Source organism: Pseudomonas sp. 273 (assembly GCF_029201425.1).
GTDB lineage: Bacteria > Pseudomonadota > Gammaproteobacteria > Pseudomonadales > Pseudomonadaceae > Pseudomonas > Pseudomonas delhiensis.
The window spans coordinates 7458552-7477410 of record NZ_CP116775.1 but is presented as its reverse complement, the minus strand read 5'-3'; the positions used below and the strand labels follow the sequence as shown (position 1 = coordinate 7477410).

General features: G+C 70.2%; 14 protein-coding genes. 7 read left to right on the top strand and 7 right to left on the bottom strand.

The window, feature by feature from the left end:
• Nucleotides 1–31: 31 nt before the first annotated feature.
• Nucleotides 32–670 carry a hypothetical protein gene (locus PKO50_RS34025; protein ID WP_275628457.1) on the top strand — a complete coding sequence of 213 codons (639 nt, stop codon included), beginning with the start codon at nt 32–34 and terminating at the stop codon, nt 668–670.
• 2862 nt (nt 671–3532) lie between these two features.
• Here PKO50_RS34025 and PKO50_RS34020 read toward each other — a convergent pair.
• The 3 genes from PKO50_RS34020 to PKO50_RS34010 form a co-directional block, all read right to left on the bottom strand.
• The gene (locus PKO50_RS34020) at nt 3533–5233 is read right to left on the bottom strand and encodes a ShlB/FhaC/HecB family hemolysin secretion/activation protein (protein WP_275628456.1); all 1701 of its coding nucleotides are present in this window, start codon (nt 5231–5233) and stop codon (nt 3533–3535) included.
• A gap of 131 nt (nt 5234–5364) precedes the next feature.
• Complete coding sequence (locus PKO50_RS34015; RefSeq protein WP_275628455.1) at nt 5365–6432, bottom strand: fatty acid desaturase; 1068 nt, start codon at nt 6430–6432, stop codon at nt 5365–5367.
• A gap of 19 nt (nt 6433–6451) precedes the next feature.
• Nucleotides 6452–7549 carry an iron-sulfur cluster-binding domain-containing protein gene (locus PKO50_RS34010; protein WP_275628454.1) on the bottom strand — a complete coding sequence of 366 codons (1098 nt, stop codon included), beginning with the start codon at nt 7547–7549 and terminating at the stop codon, nt 6452–6454.
• Nucleotides 7550–7697: 148 nt separating this feature from the next.
• Here PKO50_RS34010 and PKO50_RS34005 point away from each other — a divergent pair, with 148 nt between their 5' ends.
• The 5 genes from PKO50_RS34005 to PKO50_RS33985 all read left to right on the top strand — a co-directional run bounded on the left by PKO50_RS34005 (nt 7698) and on the right by PKO50_RS33985 (nt 11669).
• Nucleotides 7698–8333 (top strand): TetR family transcriptional regulator, encoded by a 636-nt coding sequence (locus PKO50_RS34005; protein ID WP_275628453.1) that lies wholly within the window; start codon nt 7698–7700, stop codon nt 8331–8333.
• A gap of 930 nt (nt 8334–9263) precedes the next feature.
• Nucleotides 9264–9764: an urease accessory protein UreE gene (ureE, locus tag PKO50_RS34000; protein WP_109935963.1), complete on the top strand. Its 501-nt coding sequence runs from the start codon at nt 9264–9266 to the stop codon at nt 9762–9764.
• Nucleotides 9761–10435, top strand: coding sequence for an urease accessory UreF family protein (locus tag PKO50_RS33995; RefSeq protein ID WP_275628452.1), 675 nt, complete (start codon nt 9761–9763; stop codon nt 10433–10435). The genes ureE and PKO50_RS33995 overlap by 4 nt, the downstream gene beginning before the upstream one ends.
• 11 nt (nt 10436–10446) lie before the next feature.
• Nucleotides 10447–11061, top strand: coding sequence for an urease accessory protein UreG (gene ureG / locus PKO50_RS33990; RefSeq protein ID WP_109935965.1), 615 nt, complete (start codon nt 10447–10449; stop codon nt 11059–11061).
• 35 nt (nt 11062–11096) lie between these two features.
• Nucleotides 11097–11669, top strand: a complete 573-nt coding sequence (locus PKO50_RS33985) for a HupE/UreJ family protein (protein ID WP_109935966.1) — start codon at nt 11097–11099, stop codon at nt 11667–11669.
• Nucleotides 11670–12038: 369 nt separating this feature from the next.
• On the opposite strand, the gene PKO50_RS33980 is transcribed toward PKO50_RS33985, so the two are convergent.
• From PKO50_RS33980 to mdlC, 4 genes are all read right to left on the bottom strand, one after another.
• Nucleotides 12039–13292, bottom strand: a complete 1254-nt coding sequence (locus tag PKO50_RS33980; protein WP_275628451.1) for an OprD family porin — start codon at nt 13290–13292, stop codon at nt 12039–12041.
• A gap of 94 nt (nt 13293–13386) precedes the next feature.
• Nucleotides 13387–14850 carry an aldehyde dehydrogenase family protein gene (locus PKO50_RS33975; RefSeq protein WP_275628450.1) on the bottom strand — a complete coding sequence of 488 codons (1464 nt, stop codon included), beginning with the start codon at nt 14848–14850 and terminating at the stop codon, nt 13387–13389.
• Nucleotides 14851–14864: 14 nt separating this feature from the next.
• Nucleotides 14865–16202: an aromatic acid/H+ symport family MFS transporter gene (locus tag PKO50_RS33970; protein WP_275628449.1), complete on the bottom strand. Its 1338-nt coding sequence runs from the start codon at nt 16200–16202 to the stop codon at nt 14865–14867.
• Between the two features lie 63 nt (nt 16203–16265).
• Nucleotides 16266–17852 (bottom strand): benzoylformate decarboxylase, encoded by a 1587-nt coding sequence (mdlC, locus tag PKO50_RS33965; protein WP_275628448.1) that lies wholly within the window; start codon nt 17850–17852, stop codon nt 16266–16268.
• 109 nt (nt 17853–17961) lie between these two features.
• Between mdlC and PKO50_RS33960 the strand changes: the two genes are divergently transcribed.
• Nucleotides 17962–18858 (top strand): LysR family transcriptional regulator, encoded by an 897-nt coding sequence (locus PKO50_RS33960; protein WP_089390034.1) that lies wholly within the window; start codon nt 17962–17964, stop codon nt 18856–18858.
• Nucleotide 18859 lies beyond the last annotated feature (1 nt).

Below are 18859 nucleotides of genomic sequence, written 5' to 3'. Positions count from 1 at the left end.
CTCGCGGCGGCGAGGTCCAGCCCTGGTCCACGTGCAGGTCGAGGGCGCCGTTCAGGCGCATCTGGCCGACGCCAGAGAGGCTGCCGAGCTGCCATTGCCCGCTGCCCAGGCCGGTGAGCGAACCCGCACCGACCAGGCTGCCCGCGCCCAGGCGGAACAGGCCGGTACCGGCATGCTGGATCTGCCCCTGGCCATTGAGCAGGGTGGTGCCGCTGTTCAGTTCGAAGGCCTGGCTGGCAACGCCGATGTTCCCGCCCTGGTTGTTCAGCTGGCCGGTGCTGCGGATGTGGCTGCTGTCGCCGCCGAGCGCGCGCAGGCGCCCGCCCTGGCTGTTGTCCAGCGCCCCGCTGTCCAGCTCGAGGGTGGTGGCCGATTCGATCAGGCCGCCCTGGTTGTTCAGCGTACCGCTGCTGGCGAGCACGACACGGCTGCCACTGAGCTGGCCACCGCCGTTGTCCAGCGTGTTGCCGGTGACGCTGAGGTCGCCTTTGCCGAACAGTTGGCCACCCCGGTTGACGAGGTTGCCAACCACCAGTTCGAGCTTGCCGAGCAGGCTGGCGATGATGCCGGCCTCGCCATTGGCCTGGCTGTTGTCCAGGGCCGCGCCCGTGATGGCGACGCTGTCGCCCTGCACGGTGCCGGCCTGGTTCTGCAGGCTGCCCGCCCCTAGTTCGACGGTTACATCACCGCCCTGGGCATGGACCAGGCCCCTTTGGTTGTTCAGCGAAGCGGCCGTCAGGGAAAGGCCCGCGGCGCCCGCCAGCAGCCGGCCGGACGCGGAGTTGTCGACGCTGCCGGCAAGCACCTCGGTCCGCTCGCCACGCAGGGTGCCGCCACGGTTGTCCAACTGGTCGACGGCCTGGGTGAACAGCAGAGCCTGGTCGCCTGCGTCGATCAGGCCGGTGGAATTGTTCAGGACGCCATCGAGGCTGAGGCGCACCTGGTCGCCATTGCCGACCACGGCACCGCCCTGGCTGTTGTCCAGATTGCCGCCTTCAAGCTCGACGCGCTGGCCAAGGACTACGCCGCCACGGTTTTCCAGCTGCGGCGCTACGAGCCGCAGGCCGGCATCGCTCTGGATACGGCCCTGGTCGTTGGACAGGCGCTGCTGCGCCGTGAGCACCAGGCCTTCCGCGCCCGCCACCAGCAGACCCTGGTCGCTGTTGTCGATGCTGGCGGCATTCGCCTGGACACCGTCGCCCACGATACGGCCGCCGCGGTTGTCCAGCGTCCCGCCGGCGCGCAGCAGCAACTGGGCGCCGGCCAGGGCTCCCTGGCGATTGTCCAGGCTGCCTGCCGTGACATCCAGGTTGCCCTGCACCGATTGCAGGCGCCCCAGTGCGTTGTTCAATGCCTGCGCCACGGTCAGCTTCAGCAAGCCGTCGGCGCTCAGCGTGCCGCCGGCGTTGCTGCTGATGCTGGCGAGGTCGGCCTGCAATGTGCCACCCAGCAGCAGGCCGTTGGCGTTGTCGAGATCGCCAGCGCCGAGGACCAGGGCCGAGTCGGCCTGCACCCGCCCATTGCGGTTGGCCAAGGCCTGGGCATTCAGGCTCAGGCGCTCGGCGGCCAGGCTGCCGCCGCTGTTGTCCACAGCCCCTCGGGCGGTCAGTTCAAGCGTCTGCGCCAGCAACTTGCCGGCGGCGTTGGCGACGCTACCGACATCCAGCAGCAGGGTGCCGCTGGCCTGTCCCAGGCCCGTTCCGTTGTCGAACGCGCCACTCAGGCGGAGGTCGAGGTCACCCTGCTCCGCGCTGAGCACGCCACCCTGGCGGTTGTCCAGGCTGCTGCCGGCGAGTTCGATGGAGTCGCCGACCAGGGTTCCCGCCCGGTTGTCCACGGCCCCGGCTGTCGCCCGCAAGCCTTGCGCGGCCTGGAGTTTGCCGCTGGCGTTGTTCAGCGCGCCCTGGCTGTTCAGGACCAGGTCGCCGCTACTGGTACCGATCAGGCCACCGGCGTTATCGATGCGCTGCGCATCGATCCGGGCGCTGCCAGCGACGATGCGGCCCTGCTGGTTATCCAGCGTGCCGCCGGCGAGCGTCAGGCTGCCGCCGTTCACTTCCAGGCGACCGGTGCGGTTGTCCAGGCTGGTGAAGTTCAGGCCGGCAGCCTGGCCATCGCCGAAGCGGACCAACCCGCCCAGGTTGACGATGGCGGGAGCGTCGAGCAGCAGGCTCTGCTCGCCGATCAGCTGCGCGCTGGCGCCAAGGTTGTTGAACTGGCGGGTGCGCAGCGAGACTTCGCGCCCCTGCAGTGTCCCGCGGTTATCCAGTTGCTGGCGGGCGTCGACGCCGATGCGGTCGGCATAGGCCTGCCCTGTATTGTCCAGCGTGCCGGCGGCCACGCTGAGGTTGCCGGTGGCGTCCAGCCGGCCACGGTTGCCGACGCTTTCGGCGACGATATCCAGGCCTTGCCCGGGGATACGCTGTTCCCCATCGATGCCGGCGACGATCTGTCCATCGTTGTTCAGGGTACCGGCCCGCAGTTGCACGCCCTGCCTGGCGGCCAGGCTCTGCGCATTGCTCAACGTGCCACTGGCCTGCACGCTCGCGCTGCCGCCGGCATAGGCCGGGCCGTTCAGGGCCACGTCCTGGCCCTTCAGGGCGAGGCTCCCGCTGGCCGCCACCTGGGCCAGTTCCAGCTTGCCGTTGGCGTCGATGCGGATGTCGCCCGCGCTGGCCGCCATGTTGCCGGCCAGCTTCACGCCCACGCCCTGCTCGGTGCCCACCAGGCGGATGGTGTTGGCGTACATGCCGCCCAGGGCCGCGCTGTCGATGGCCAGTTGCGGCTTGGCGCGGCCGTCGTCGGCCTTGGCGCTGGCGGCCAGGGTCTCGGCGTCCACCTGGTTGCGCCCGGCCACTACGGTCAGTTGCTTGGCGTACAGGTCGGCGTTGAGCCTGGCGCTGCGGGTGATCAGCTCGAAGCGGTCGAGGTTGCTGGCGTTGAGCCCGGCACCCTCGACGGCGATCTCGCCGCCGTCCACGTCGTAGCCCTGCAGGCGTTCGCCGGCCAGGATCGGCTTGCCGGTGGTGAGGGTGGCGCGCGGGGTGTTGATGAAGCCGCAGCCGTTGCAGGTGATGCCATTGGGGTTGGCGACGATGACGTGGGCGCCCTGCCCCGCCACCTCGGTGTAGCCCTTGAGCTGCGAGGGGCTTCCGCCGGTGACTTCGTTGAGAATCTTCTGCGCCGCCTGGCCCTTGAGGTTGGGGTTGCCGATGATGATCCCGCCCAGCTGGGTACTGGCGGTCTTGCCGGTGGCGTTGTTGAGGATCAGGCCCTGCTGGCCCACCGAGTAGTCGCTGAATTTGTTGTGCGACAACCCCGCGCCATTGGGCGTGGCGATGTTGACGATGGGCACGCCGTTGCCTGCCGCGCCGAGCTGTGTGTTGCCACCGGCGGCCGCATCCACCGCCAGTTGGGCGGCGGCCGCGACTATGGGGTTGAGGAACAGGATGCCGGCCAGGGCGCTGGCGATGGCCTGGTGGAGGGGGCGGCGGATGTCCATATCTCGGTCTCCGTGGCGCGGGGCGCAATATCAGAAGAACAGGTCGACGCGGAAGTACACCGGGTGTTCGCGCTTGTCGATCACGCCGGGCCGCTCCAGGGAGCGGGCGAAGCTCAGGGTCGCGGCCAGGTACTGGCCGCGGGCGTTGAACTCCAGCGCGTGGCCGCTCAGGCGGCCGTGCAGTTCGGGGTTGTGGCGGCCGTTCTCGATGGCGCCGAAGTCGTAGCCGTAGCCCAGGCCGTACTCCTGCAACCACGGCTGCAGCGCCGCCCAGGTCACCGGGCGGCGCCAGCGCAGCTGGTTGCGCCAGTAGTAGCCGCTGTCGCCGGACAGGCTCTGGTCCTTGAAGCCGCGCACCGAGTTGAGCCCACCCAGGCTGATGCGCTGCGGGCTGTAGAGCACGTCCTCGCTCTGCTGCGCGGTGGCCAGGGCGTCGAAGCTGAAGTGCTCGCCCCACAGCTGGAAGGGCTGCAGGTAGCTGAGGGTGAGGGTGTACTTGTCGTAGCGGGCATGGGGCTGGCCCGGCCGCGGCTCGTGCTCGCCCTGGGCGCCGAGCGCGCCTATGCCCTGTTGCCAGCCGGCGTCGAGGTTGACGAAGGCGCTGCCGATGCGCCGGCCGTGGTTGAAGCCCAGCTGGCTCTCGGTGATCTGGCTGCTGGAGACGCCGATCTTCTCGTCGTCGATGTAGTTGTTCGAGCGCACGTGGGCCAGGCCGAAGTTGACCGCGGTCTTGCTCAGGCTGTCGCGGTGCAGCACGCGCTCGGCGCCGAACTGGTGGGAGCGGCTGTCGCCGTCGAGCTTGAAGGCGAAGCCGCTGCCTTCGTTGCGGGTGCGGTAGTAGCTCTGGTTGTAGCTGTAGCGGAAGGTCCACCAGCCGTAGGGCAGGCTGTAGAACAGGCCCTGGTTGTCGGAGTGCTTCCAGTGGTCGCTGACCACGTCCTCGGCCACCCGCAGGCCGAGCTGGTCGGCCAGGCCCAGCGGGCTGTCCCAGTCCAGGCCCAGGCCGGCCTGCTGCTCGCCGCTGCTGCGGTCGCCGTTGTTGTCGCGGAAGGCCGAGACGCGCCAGGGTTTGCCGCGCTCGCCGGCCAGCTGCACGCGGCTGCCGCCGACCTGCTCGCCGGGCACCAGCTCCAGCTGCGCCTGGCGCGAGGGCAGGCGGTTGACCTGGTCCACCAGCTGTTCCAGCTCGCGCAGGTCGAGCAGCTCGCCGGCCTTGCCGGGGAAGCCCATGGCCAGTTCCCGCGGGCTGGCCACGGCGGAGTCGTCGAAGCCTTCCAGGCGGCCCTCGACCACGATGATCTTCAGCGTGCCGCCGGAGAGGTCCTGCTGCGGCAGGTAGGCGCGGGTGGTGACGAAGCCGCGGGCCAGGTAGTGGTCGGTGGTCGTCCGGAGCAGCTCGTTGAGCTGGGCCACGCCCAGGCACTGGCCGCGGTAGGGCGCCAGCAGGCGCTCGCGGGTGGAGGCGGCGAGGTGCCCGGCGCCTTCCAGGGTGATCTCGCGGATGTCGAAGCAGCGCGTGTCGGCCGGCTGCGCGGCGGGAGCCTGCGGCGCAGCCTTGCCGGGCAGCTGCTGCAGCTCTTCCAGGCGCTTCTGTTGTTCGCGCAGCAGCTGCTCCTGGCGGTCGCGCTGCAGGTCGCGGTCGCCCGGGGTGGTGGGCAGGGGCGCGGCGGAAACATCAAGAACGACGGCCAGGGCGAGGCCCGGCATCCAGAAACGGGAAATGGACTGCATCCCTTCGATCCCTCGAGTACGACATCCGGTTACAAACTGACCTGATTAAAACATGGCCACTTGATGCCAAGGGAGTGTCATTCGGCGACTGACGTTACTTTTAGGACTATTCCTACAAGCCGGATTTCGCCTCAGACCACAGAGGGCAAGCGGTAGACCCAGATCCGCCGCAGCACCGTGGCGAATTGCCGCGACAGGCGCCCGCTGTTGTAGGTCTGCCCGTAGCGCGCGGCGATCTGGCGCACCTCGCGGGCCAGTTCGGCGTAGCGGCGCGCCGGCAGGTCGGGGAACAGGTGGTGCTCGATCTGGTGGCTGAGGTTGCCGGTGAGCAGGTGCAGCAGCGGCCCGCCCTCCAGGTTGCTGGAGCCGCGCAGCTGGCGCAGGTACCAGTGGCCGCGGCTCTCGCCCTGCAGCACGCTGGCCGGGAACACCACGGCCTTCTCGGTGAAGTGGCCACAGAAGATCACCGTGAAGGTCCACAGGTTGCGCAGCAGGTTGGCCAGGGCGTTGCCGCAGAACACCGCCCAGAAGCCACCGCCGAGCAGGCCCAGCAGGGGAAAGGCCAGGTAGTCCCTGGCCCACTGGCGGCCGAGCTTGGCATTGAACTGGCGCAGCAGCGGGCGCAGTTCGTCCTTGCCCAGGCGGCCCTTGAAGTACTTGTCCAGGCGCAGGTGCTGGATGGCCACGGCGTACTGGAACAGCACGGCCTGCAGCGTCACCCACAGCGGCTGCCAGCGGTAGAAGGGCTTCCACTTCTGCTCGGGGAACAGGCGCACCACGCCGTAGCCGACGTCGTCATCCTTGCCTAGGACGTTGGTGTAGGTGTGGTGGATGTGGTTGTGGGTGTGCCGCCAGAAGTCGGCCGGGCCGGCGATGTCCCATTCGTACTGGCGGCCGGCGAATTCCGGGTCGTTCATCCAGTCGTACTGGCCGTGCATGACGTTGTGGCCCAGCTCCATGTTCTCGAGGACCTTGCCCAGGCCCAGGAGCAGGCTGCCGAGCAGCCAGGTGGGCGGGAACCAGCCGAGCAGCAGCAAGGCGCGGCCGCTCCAGCAGCAGGCGCGCACGGCGCTGCGCACGCGGCGGATGTAGCGGGCGTCGGCCGCGCCGAGGTCGTCCAGGGTGCGTTGGCGCAGGGCGTCCAGTTCGGCGCCGAAGGCGGCCAGCTCGGCCGGGGTGAGGTCGCGGTCTTCGCGCATGCTGGGGTTCCGAAAGAGGCTAGAGGTCGAGGCTGACGTCGCCCTGCGGGGCGCTGACGCAAAGGCGGATGGGCTGTTGCGGCTCGCTGTGCAGCGCGCCGCTGCGCAGGTCGCGCACGCTGCCGGCGAGCAGGGTGCAGGTGCAGCTGGCGCAGATGCCCTGGCGGCAGCCGTGGGCCGGGCGCAGGCCGGCGGCCTCGGCCTGCTCCAGCAGGCTGCGCTGGTTGTCGCCGGCAGCCTGGCGGCCGCTGCGGGCGAAGTGCAGGCGGACCTCGCGGCGGGCCTCGTCGGTGGACCACGCCGGCGCGCTGAAGGCTTCCCACTGCAGGCTGGCGGCGCGGGGTGCGAGGGTGTCGCGCACGGCGCCGACGAAGCCGGCCGGGCCGCAGGCCAGCACGTGCTCGCCGGCCAGGCCATCGAGATGCTCGGCGCGGAAGCGGCCCCGCAGTTCGCCGGCCGCCGCCGCGCCGCCACTGATGGCCCAGCGCGGGCTGAAGTTGGGGTACTCGCGGGCCAGAGCCTGCAGGGCGTCGACGAAGGCGCGCTGGCTGCGTTCGCGCACGTAGTGCAGCAGCGTCACCGGGCCGCGGTAGCCGTCGGCCAGGGCCTGGCGCAGCAGGCCGAGCAAGGGCGTCAGGCCGCTGCCGGCGGCCAGCAGCAGCACGCCGCGCTCGTCCTGCGGCCAGTGCAGCTCGCCGCCCGGCGCGCCCAGCTCCAGCACGTCGCCCACGCACAGCCGGCCCAGCAGCAGCGGCGAGACGCGCCCGCCGGGCTGCAGCTTCACCGCGATCTCCAGGCAGCCGTCCACCTCGGCGATCAGGCTGTAGCTGCGCCCCAGGCGCACGCCGTCGTGCTCGACGAACAGTTGCAGGTGCTGGCCCGGCCGCGCGCCGCGCCAGTTGGCGTTGGGCCGCAGGCGCAGGGCGAGCATGTCGTAGGCCACCCACTGGCGACCTTCGACGCGGGCGAACACCCGGTTCAGCGCCCAGGCCGGGTTGAACGCGGCCAGCACGGCATCGACGTCGGCCTCGCGCAGCCAATGCCGGCGCACCAGCGCGCGCAGGGGGCCGAGCAGCGGGCGCAAGGCGCGCAGCCAGGCCAGGGGAAGCAGGGACATGGACGGCATCCAGACAGTAAACACTTGTTCACTAAACTGGCATGCCGCCACTTTTCAGTCAACAATCGTTCACTGAAGCCATCGGCGCAGTCGCCGATTTCCCCGGCCATTTGCTAGAGTGCCGGGGCCCCACGCCATGGAAGCCCCGATGTCCTCTCCCCGCGCCGAACAGAAACAGCAGACCCGCCAGGCCCTGATGGATGCCGCGCGCGGCCTGATGGACAGCGGCCGCGGCTTCGGCAGCCTGAGCCTGCGCGAGGTGGCGCGCGCCGCCGGCATCGTCCCGGCCGGCTTCTACCGGCACTTCGCCGACATGGACGCCCTCGGCCTGGCCCTGGTGGCCGACGTCGACGAGACCTTCCGCCAGACCCTGCGCGTGGTGCGGCGCAACGAGTTCGAGCTGGGCGGGGTGATCGAGGCCTCGGTGCGCATCTTCCTCGACGCGGTCAGCGCCAACCGCACCCAGTTCCTGTTCCTGGCCCGCGAGCAGTACGGCGGTTCGCTGCCCATCCGCCAGGCCATCGGCACCCTGCGCCAGCGCATCACCGACGACCTGGCGGCGGACCTGGCGCTGCTCAACAAGCTGCCGCACCTGCAGGCCCGGGACCTCGACGTGATCGCCGACCTGGTGGTGAAGACGGTGTTCGCCACCCTGCCCGAGCTGATCGACGCGCCGGCCGAGGCGCTGCCGGCGCACCTGACGCCCGAGGCCAAGGTCACCCAGCAGCTGCGTTTCATCATGATCGGCGCCAAGCACTGGCACGGCATCGAGCCGCGCGGCTGAGGCTGGGGCCTCCTTGTAGGAGCGAGCTTGCTCGCGAACCAGCCGGTGATGCCTGCGCACGGGTTCAACTCCGCCCCTCTCCCCAACCCTCTCCCTGAAGGGAGAGGGGGCTAGTCCGTGCCGGCTGACAGCAAGGCTTCAGCCGGGTATCACAGCATCCGGCGAACTCCAGAGCATCCAGGCACACCGAACGCTCCCCTCTCCCTTCAGGGAGAGGGTTGAGGCTGGGGCCTCCTTGTAGGAGCGAGCTTGCTCGCGAACCAGCCGGCGGTACCTGCGCACGGGTTCAACTCCGCCCCTCTCCCCAACCCTCTCCCTGAAGGGAGAGGGAGCCTGTCCGTGCCGGCTGACAGCAAGGCTTCAGCCGGGTATCACAGCATCCGGCGAACTCCAGAGCATCCAGGCACACCGAACGGTCTCCTCTCCCTGAAGGGAGAGGGTTGAGGCTGGGCCTCCTTGTAGGAGCGAGCTTGCTCGCGAACCAGCCGGTGGTACCTGCGCACGGGTTCAACTCCGCTCCCTCTCCCCAGCCCTCTCCCTGAAGGGAGAGGGGGCTAGTCCGTGCCGGCTGACAGCAAGGCTTCAGCCGGGTATCACAGCATCCGGCGAACTCCAGAGCATCCAGGCACACCGAACGGTCCCCTCTCCCTTCAGGGAGAGGGTTAGGGAGAGGGAATGGAGCCAAACCCCGAACACCAACGTCACCGGCCAGCCCCCTTCGCGAGCAAGAGCTAGGCGCCCCCCTCGATCCTACGAAAAGCCCATTCCGCCCCGCATTGGTGCGCACCATTTGCGTGCGCACCAGCAACGCGCACGCGCACCATTCCTGATCACTCGGACAGCCCGCCCAGGTCCCGCCGTTGCTGGCCGCGCCCGCCCCTGGCAAGGCCCTTGCTGTAGCTCGGCCATTGCCTACTGCCGGACACCGTCATGCTGGTCATCCACCAACGCATCGAGCCCCGCGACCGCTGGGACGCCGAACTGCACCTGAACTACGAGGCGCGCAGCAAGAGCCGCCTGCGCTGCTACGCCCGCGACGGCGAGGACGTCGGCCTGTTCCTCGAACGCGGCCAGCCGCCGCTGGCCGATGGCGACTGCCTGCTGGCCAACGACGGGCGCGTGGTGCGCGTATGCGCCGCGCCCGAGCAGCTGATGCACGTGACCTGCGCCAACCCTCGCGAGCTGAACCGCGCCGCCTACCACCTGGGCAACCGCCACGTGGCGCTGCAGGTTGGGGAGGGCTGGCTGCGCCTGCTGGACGACTACGTGCTCAAGGCCATGCTCGACCAGCTGGGCGCCACGGTGGAAAGCATCGAGGCGCCGTTCCAGCCCGAGCATGGCGCCTACGGCGGCGGGCACCACCATTCGCACCAGGGCGATGCGGAGTTCAACTACGCGCCGAAGCTGCACCAGTTCGGGGTACGCAAGTGACCGGCACAGGCCTCTGGCCCCTGCTGCGCCTCGCCAGCCCGCAGCTGCCCATCGGCGGCTACAGCTATTCCCAGGGCCTGGAAGCGGCGCTGGAACACGGCCTGGTGACGGATGCCGAAAGCGCCTTCGCCTGGCTGGCCGACCAGTTGCAGCTGAACCTGGCGCGCTTCGAGGGCCCGCTGCTAGCCGAGCTGCTGCGCGCCGCGCTGGCCGCCGACTGGCTGGCCCTGGGCGACGCCGCCGAGCGCCACCGCGCCAGCCGCGAGACCCGCGAGCTGGCCCTGGAAAGCCGGCAGATGGGCTTCTCCCTCGCCCAGTTGCTGGCGGCCCTGCCCGAACTGGACGAAGCGGCCCGCGCCTGGCTCGCCGCGCAGCCGGAGCCCTCCCTGGCCGCCACCTGGGCCCTGGCCGCGCGGGCCTGGGGCCTGGATGCGGAGCAGGCGCTGGGCGCCTGGTTGTGGAGCTGGGCGGAGAACCAGCTCGCGGTGCTGATGAAGGCCCTGCCCCTGGGCCAGTTGGCCGCGCAGAAACTCACCTCGCGCCTGCTCCCCGAACTCGAGCGGGCCTGCGCCGCCGCGCTGGCGGAGGACGCGCCCGGTGGCGCGCCCTTCGGCCTGGCCCTGGCGAGCATGGCCCATGAATCGCAATACAGCCGTCTGTTCCGTTCCTAGGAGAACCCAGCATGAACTCCCAACCCCTGCGCGTCGGCATCGGCGGCCCGGTGGGCTCCGGCAAGACCGCCCTGACCCTGGCCCTGTGCCGCGCCCTGCGCGAGCGCTACGACCTGGCCGTGGTGACCAACGACATCTACACCCAGGAGGACGCGCAGTTCCTGGTGCGCAACGAGGCGCTGGAGCCGCAGCGGATCATCGGCGTGGAAACCGGCGGCTGCCCGCACACGGCGATCCGCGAGGACGCCTCGATCAACCTGGAGGCGGTGGACCAGCTCAACCGCCGCTTCCCCGGGCTGCAGCTGATCCTGGTGGAGTCCGGCGGCGACAACCTCTCGGCCACCTTCAGCCCGGAGCTGTCGGACCTGACGCTGTACGTGATCGACGTGTCCGCCGGCGACAAGATCCCGCGCAAGGGCGGCCCGGGCATCTGCAAGTCCGACCTGCTGGTGATCAACAAGATCGACCTGGCGCCGATGGTCGGCGCCTCGCTGGAGGTGATGGAGCGCGACGCGAAGAAGATGCGCGGCGAGCGGCCCTTCGTGTTCAGCAACCAGAAGACCGGCCAGGGGCTGGACGAGATCATCGCCTTCATCGAACGCCAGGGGCTGCTGAGCGCGGCCTGAAGCGGTTTCCCAGACAATCCCACCCAGGAGTTCCCATGTCCCTGCGCAAAAGCCTTTTCGCCCTGGCGCTGTGCCTCGCCCCGGCTCTCGCCTTCGCCCACCCCGGCCACGGCGACCACGGCCTGGCCGCCGGCGTGCTGCACCCGCTGACCGGCCTCGACCACCTGCTGGCGATGTTCGCCGTCGGCCTCTGGGCCGCCCAGCAGCAGGGCGCGGCGCGCCTGGCGCTGCCCTGCACCTTCGTTGGCGCCATGTTGCTCGGCGGCCTGCTCGGCTTCGACGGCGTGCAACTGCCCTTCGTCGAGACCGGCATCGCCGCCTCGGTGCTCGCCCTCGGCCTGTGCGTGGCCCTGGCGGTGCGCCCACCGCTGCCGCTGGCCATGGCGGTGACCGCACTGTTCGCCCTGGCCCACGGCATCGCCCACGGCCTGGAGCTGCCGGAACTGTCCAGCCCCTGGGCCTACGCCGCCGGCTTCGTCGGCGCCACCGCCGCTCTGCATGCCGCGGGCTATGCGCTAGTGCGCTTCCTGCCGCAGGCCGCGGCGCCGCTGGTGCGTGTGGCGGGCCTGGCTTCGGCCGGTGCCGGGGTTTGGTTGCTGGCGGGTTGATGGGTATCGCGTCGCTCCCCCGTAGGGCGCATAACGCCTACGGCGTTATCCGCCGATTGGCCCGGCCGTGGAGGTCGCCAAGGTTCGCCGCGAAGCCGGGCCGAGCCGAGGTGTAGCGGCGGATAACCGCGAACGGTTATTCGCCCCACGCACCTGCACCGTAGGAGCAACTGTCTTCTGGGCTCCCTCGTTCGCGGGGGTGACTGGATCAAAATTCGCGTCTCCCATGTCGCCCCATTGTAGGAGCGGGCCCTGCCCGCGAATCGCGCGCAGGGCCCGCTCCTACAGGGGAATGGCATGGCTCGGACGTAGGAGGACTCTGTCCGCGATGGGTCGCCCCACGCACCGACCCGCGAATGCCCCTCGTCGTCAGAGCGAAATCGGGTAGTTGAAGATCACCCGCGTCTGGTCGAAATCGCTGTTGAAGCTGCGCCGGTTGCTGGCGTGGTTGACGCGCACGTTGAGCTTCTTCAGCGGCCCGCTCTGCACCGTGTAGCCCAGCTCCACATCGCGTTCCCATTCCTTGCCGCCGCTGCCGGCCTTGGTGGTGGCGTTGTCGCCCTTGCCGTAGCGCACCATGCTCACCAGGCCGGGCATGCCCAGGGCGGCGAAGTCGTAGTCGTAGCGCAGCTGCCAGGAGCGCTCATCCTCGTTGGTGAAGTTGCCGTTGAACATGTCGTTGCCCATGGTCCGCCCGCTGCTGCCGTAGACCGACTGCCACATGCCCGTGCCGCCGACCTTCTGCAGGCCGACGTAGAAGGTGTGCCCGCCATGGTTGGCCGAGAGCAGCGCGTAGGCGGTGTGGCTGTCGATGTCGCCGGCCAGGGCGCGGCCGTCGTCGCGGTCGAAGAACAGGCCGAGGTTGGCGCCCAGCAGCCAGTCGCCCACCGGCTGCTTGTGCAGCAGGTTGAAGTAGCGCTGAGTGTAGATGTCCTCCAGTTGCGCGTACCAGGCGCCGACCAGGGTGCGCTGGTCGTTGAAGCGGTACTCCGCGCCGGCGTAGTTGAAGGCATCGGATTTCGCCGTGGGCGCCGACCAGGACGACAGGTCCTGCAGGTCCGCCGAGTTGCGCAGGCTGACCTGGTCGTAGCGCCCGCCATGCAGGCTCACTCCGTCCCACTCGCGGGACACCAGCGCCGCGCCGCGGAAGGTCTGCGGCAACAGGCGGCCGTCGTCGTAGCGCAGCACCGGCACGTCCGGGAGCATCTCGCCCAGCTTCAGCTCGCTGGCCGACAGCCGCAGCTTGGCGGCCACCGCCACACGCCCGTATTCGTCGGCGGCCTTGCCGTCGTCGTGCACCGGCAGCAGCTCGGAGCCGCTCTGGTCGCGGCTGCTGTTCAGCTTCACGCCGTACAGGCCCAGGGCATCCACGCCGAAGCCCAACGGGCCGCGGGTATAGCCGGAGGTGAATTTGAGGATGAAGCCCTGGGCCCATTCGTTGACCAGGCTCTTGCCGGCGCTGTGGTCGCGGAAGTCGCGGTTGAACGCGTAGTTGCGCAGTACCAGGTCGGTGCGCGCGTCCTCGAAGAAGCCGCCCTCCTCGGCCTGCGCGGGCAGGCAGGCGAACAGCGGCAGCGCTGCGCAGGCGAGGGACGGCAATACGGCGGTGTGACGGCTTTGCATTGTTATTGTTCTCCGTTTTTCAGGGTGCAGCGGCCCACGGCGCGCCTGCATGGGCGCACCGTGGGTGGGGTTACTGGCAGAACCGGCTAGAGCATCAGAACGGGTAGTGGCGCGCCTCCCGTTGCACGCTCACCCAGTGGTCGCGGGTGAACTCGTCGATCGCCCAGTCGCCGTTGAAGCGGCCAAGGCCCGAGTTCTTCTCGCCGCCGAAGGGCGCGTTGGCCTCGTCGTTGACCGGGATGTCGTTCACGTGGGTCATGCCCGCGCGCACCTGGCGGGCGAAAGCCACGCCACGCTCGAGGTCCTGGGTGAACACGGCGCTGGAAAGGCCGTACTCGCTGGCGTTGGCCAGTTCCAGGGCGTGGGCTTCGTCGCGGGCGCACAGCAGGCCGATCAGCGGGCCGAAGATTTCGTCGCGGGCGATCTCCATCTCCGGGCCGACCTCGCCGTAGACGTGGGGCGCCAGCAGTTGGCCCTGCACGCCGCCCTCGTAGAGCGGCTTGGCGCCTTCGCGGCGGGCCAGCTCGATCTTCTCCAGCAGGCCTTCGAGCTGGCGGGCGTTGATGATCGGGCCGATGGCGGTTTCGGCCGCCTGCGGGTCGCCGACCTTCACCTGCTTCACGCGCTCGACGAAGCGCGCGGCGAAGGCGTCGTACAGCGCGTCGACCACGATGATGCGGTTGATCGCCATGCAGATCTGCCCCTGGTGCAGGAACTTGCCGAACACCGCGGCGTTCACCGCCTGTTCCAGGTCGGCGTCCTCCAGCACCACGAAGGGGCTGTTGCCGCCCAGTTCCAGGGCCACGTGCTTGAGGTGCGCGCCGCCGCTGGCGATGCGCCCGATGTTGCGCCCCACCGGGGTGGAGCCGGTGAAGGTCACCAGGCCGGGCACCGGGTGCTCGACGAAGGCGTCGCCGATCTCGCTGCCGGCGCCGACCACCACGCTGAGCACCCCGGCCGGCAGCCCGGCCTCCTCGAAGATGCGCGCCAGCAGCAGGCCGCCGCACACCGGGGTGTCGCTGGCCGGCTTGACCACCACCGCGTTGCCCAGCGCCAGGGCCGGGGCCAGCGAGCGCTGGGTCAGGTGCAGGGGGAAGTTCCACGGGCTGATGACGCCGACCACGCCGATGGCGCTGCGGTACACGCGGCTTTCCTTGCCGGGGATGTTGGAGTCGACGATGCGCCCGTGCACGCGGCTGGGGAAGGACGCCGACTCCAGGGTGATGCCCCGCGCCGCGCCCCATTCCAGGGTGGCCTTCAGGCGAGTGCTGCCGGACTCGCGGATGATCCAGTCGATGATTTCCTCGCGGCGCCGGTCGAATACTTCCACCACCCGGTAGAGCAACGCGGCGCGTTCCGCCGGCGGCAACGCGGCCCAGGCCGGCTGCACTTCGGCGGCCTTGCGGTAGGCGGCGTCCAGGTCCTCGCGGCTGGCCTGGGGGATTTCCGCCAGCAGGCCGCCGTCGTAGGGGTTGCTGTCGCGCAGCGGCTTGCCGGTGCTGCCGGTGCGCCATTCGCCGGCGAGGGGTTGCAGGTGGAAGTCGGTGTAAGCGGTCATGGACGGTCTCCTGATCAAACGGTTTTTTCCGGGGCGGCGAAGGCCGCGCCGACGGCGCGCGGGCGTACGCGGATGCAGCCGATGGCCAGCGCGCCGATGACGCCGGGCAGGGCGAAGGCCAGGAAGTTCTCCTGGAACGGCAGCTCCAGGGCCAGCAGGCTGCCGCCCAGCATGGGCCCGGCGATGGCGCCGAGGCGGCCGATGCCCGCGGCCCAGCCGACGCCGGTGGAACGCACGTGGGCCGGGTAGAACTGCGAGGCGTAGGCGTGGATCACCGCCAGGGTGCCGATGGTGGTGGCGCCGGCGATCACCAGCAGGGTGTTGAGCAGCCAGGGGCCGGGGTTGACGCCCAGCGCCGCCAGCGAGGCCGCGGCCAGGGCGAAGAACAGCACCAGGGTACGCTGGGTGCCGAGGCGGTCGGCCAGCCAGCCGCCGAACAGCGCGCCGAGGGTGGCGCCGACGTTGAGGGTGACGAGGAACACCAGGCTGGAGGTCAGCGGGTAGCCGCCGTTGGCCATCAGCTTCGGCAGCCAGGTGTTGAGGCCGTAGCTCATCAGCATGCACATGGCGAAGCCCACCCACAGCAGCAGGGTGCCCAGCGCCTGGCCGGCGTTGAACAGCTGCGGCAGGCGTGCCTTGTCGGCATCGGCATCCACCTCGGCGATCGCCAGTTCGGTGCCCGGACGGTAGCTCGGCTCGACCTTGGCCAGCAGCGTGTCGAGCTCGCCGCGGCGGCCCTTGAGTTCGAGGAAGGCCGCCGATTCCGGCAGGTAGCGCAGCATCAGCGGCACTGCCAGCACCGGCAGCACGGCGACGTAGAACACCGACTGCCAGCCCCACTGCGGGATCAGCGCGATGCCCACCAGCGCCGAGAGCACCGCGCCCACCGAGTAGAAGCTGGACATCACGGTGATCAGCGTGGCGCGGCGCCCGGCCGGGGCGAACTCGCTGATCAGGTTGACCGCGCTGGGCACCAGGGCGCCCAGCGCCAGGCCGGTGCCGAAGCGGCAGACGCCCAGCTCCAGCGGGTTGCGCGCATGCCCGGTGAGGAAGGCGGCGAGGCTCGCCAGCAGGGTCATCAGGATCACCAGGCGGCGCCGGCCGAAGCGGTCTGCCAGGGGCGCCAGCAGGGTGCCGCCGAAGAGCATGCCGAACAGCGCGCAGCTGCCCAGGGTGCCGGCCTGCACCGGGCTGAGCTGCCACTCGTGCATCAGCCTGGGCACCACCGAGCCGTAGACCACCATGTCGTAGCCGTCGAACAGCATGATGAAGCAGCCCCAGGCCAGGATCAGCCAGTGGGTGCGGTTGAAGCGGGCGGCGTCGATCACCGCCGCGACTGTCGTCTTGTGCATAACCACCTCTTGTTATTTTTCTGTGGGTGTAGCGGGGAGCGCCCCAGGCAGGGCGCGCACGCGTCAGGGCTCGATGGTCAGGGTGGGCACCTCGATCAGCACCGGCTCGTCGCCAGCCAGGGCGCGGGCCAGTTCCTCGCGCAGGCTCGCGGCGTCGGCCGCCTGCACCGAGCGCACGCCGTAGCCGCGGCCGAGCTGGCAGAAGTCCAGGCCGGGCACGTCCAGGCCCGGCGCGTCGGGCACGTCGAGCACCCCGGCGAACCAGCGCAGGGCGCCGTAGGTGCCGTTCTTGAGGATGATGAACACCGCCGGGATGCGGTATTGCGCGGCGGTCCAGAGCGCGGTGATGCCGTAGTTGGCCGAGCCGTCGCCGATGATGCCGATCACCCGCCGCTGCGGCTGCGCCAGCTGCACGCCGACCGCCGCCGGCAGGCCGAAGCCGAGGCCACCGGCGGCCGGGAAGAAGTAGCTGCCCGGCTCACGCATCTGCACGCGCTGCCAGAAGGCGGTCACGGTGGAGGTGGATTCCTTGACGAAGATGGCATCGTCCGGGGCCAGTTCGTCGATCACGTCGAACACCGTCTCCGGGTGCAGCGGGCCGGCTTCGGCGGCGCGTGGCGCCGGGCGCGGCAGGGCCTCGGGCAGCGGCCGGGCGCTGGGGCGGACGGCTTCCACCAGGGCCTCCAGGGTGAGGAAGATATCGCCGACCAGGGCATCGCCCATGGGCGCGCGGGCGGCCTCGCCGGGGTCGCAGGTGATGTGCACCAGCTCGGCACCGGCGGGCAGGTAGTCGCCCGGGGCGAACTGGTGGTAGCGGAACACCGGGGCGCCCACCACCAGGATCAGGTCGTGCCCGGCGAGCAGCCTGGAGATGCCGGCGATGGCCGCCGGCAGCACGCCGCGGAAGCACGGGTGGCGGGTGGGGAACGGGCAGCGCGAGGCCGAGGGCGCGACCCACGCCGGCATCCGCAGCTTCTCCGCCAGTTGCACGGCCAGCGGGTTGGCGCGGGCGCCATCGACGTCCGGCCCCAGTACCAGCACCGGGTTGCTCGCCCGCGACAGGCGCCCGGCCAGTTCCCCCAGTTGCGCCGGCGAAGGCAGCCCGGCGCTGGCCACGTTGCGCGCGGCCAGGTGCTCGACGCCCGCCGGCGCCGGCTGCGCCCAGTCGTCGTAGGGGATGGACAGGTACACCGGCGCCCTGGGCGCCAGGTTGGCCATGTGGATGGCCTGGCTCAGCGCGCGCGGCACGTCCTGGGCGCAGGCCGGCTCGGCGCTCCACTTCACCAGCGGCTTGGGCAGTTGCGGCGCCTCGACGTTGGCCAGCATGGCCTCCACGCCGATCATCGAGCGCACCTGCTGGCCGGCGCTGATCACCAGCGGGCTGTGGCTGTACCAGGCATTGGTCAGCGCGCCCATGCCGTTGCCGGTGCCGGCGGCGGCATGCAGGTTGACGAAGGCAGGCTGGCCGCTGGCCAGGGCGAAGCCGTCGGCCATGCCGACCACCGCGCCCTCGTGCAGGCCGAGGATGTAGCGGAAGTCCTCGGGGAAGTCCTTGAGGAACGGCAGCTCGTTGGAGCCGGGGTTGCCGAAGACGGTGGTCAGGCCGTGGCGCCGGAGGATGTCGTAGGAGGCGGAGTGGACGGTTTTCATGCTGGCCCTTCAGGCTCGTTCTTGGGTTTGCGCTACTGTCGCAGCGGCCTGATAATCGATCAAATCGATAGTCTTTCTATCGAAAATAAAAACCATCTATGAGAATACCATGGCCCAGATCGACCTCAACCTGATCCGCACCTTCGTCACCCTCTACGAGGCCGGCAGCGTGACCGCCGCCGCCGAGCGCCTGTTCGTCACCCAGCCCTCGGTGAGCTATGCCCTGGCGCGGCTGCGCGAGCTGTTCGACGACCCGCTGTTCAGCCGCAGCCGCGACGGCATCCAGCCGACCTTCGTCGCCGAGCAGCTGTACGGCACCCTGCGCGAGGCGCTGACGCGCATCGAGGGCGCGGTGCAGAGCACCCGCCAGTTCGACCCGGCGAGCACCGGGCGGCGCTTCCGCATCGCCCTGTCCGACCTCGGCGAGCTGGGCTTTTTGCCGCTGATCCTGGCGCGGCTGAACCGCGAGGCGCCGCTGGCCGAGGTGGAGGTGCTGCCGCTGCAGGTGGACGAGGTGGGCGACTGGCTGGCCAGCGGCAAGGTGGACACCGCCATCTGCCGCCAGGCGGTGCCCGGCAGCCGCAGCCGGGTGCTGATCCAGGAGCGCTACGTGTGCCTGCTCAGCGCCGACCACCCGCGCATCGGCGAGCGCCTGGAGCTGGCCGGCTACCTGGCCGAGCGCCACGTGGTGGTGACGCGCACCTCCGGCCACGGCATCGCCGAGGACGTGCTCCAGGCGATGAAGCTGGAGCGCCGCATCGCCCTGCGCGTACCGCACTTCTCGGTGCTGCCGAAGATCATCCCCGGCACCGACCTGCTGACCATCCTGCCGGCGCAGATCGCCCGCATGTTCGTCGCCGAGGGCGGGCTGAAGATGCTCGAACTGCCCTTCGCCGTGCCGGCGTTCGAGGTGTCCCTGCACTGGCGCGCCAGCAGCGAGCACTCGGCGGCGCTGGAGTGGTTCCGCAACAGCATCGCCGAGGCGATCATCGACGGGCAGCATTGAG